Annotated in this window: 1 protein-coding gene; it reads left to right on the top strand. The window is 66.8% G+C overall.

Going from position 1 to position 250, the window contains the following annotated elements:
* The coding region (locus tag F7R19_RS29620) for an FAD-dependent oxidoreductase (RefSeq protein WP_170292683.1) at positions 1-250 on the top strand (250 nt) is incomplete at both ends.

Here is a 250-nt window from a genome sequence, read left to right as displayed (position 1 = left end):
GTTTGAACGAGGGTGGCGAGCGCGTCGTGATGTTCGACCGCTGCCTGGTCGCCGCGGGTGCCAGCCCGGCGGTCCCGCCGATTCCGGGCTTGAAAGAGTCACCCTACTGGACTTCCACCGAGGCCCTGGCGAGCGACACCATTCCCGAACGCCTTGCCGTAATCGGCTCGTCGGTGGTGGCGCTGGAGCTGGCGCAAGCCTTTGCCCGGCTGGGCAGCAAGGTCACGGTCCTGGCGCGCAATACCTTGTT

This window comes from Cupriavidus pauculus (assembly GCF_008801835.1).
GTDB classification, from domain to species: domain Bacteria; phylum Pseudomonadota; class Gammaproteobacteria; order Burkholderiales; family Burkholderiaceae; genus Cupriavidus; species Cupriavidus pauculus.
This window is presented reverse-complemented; position numbering and strand designations above follow the sequence as displayed.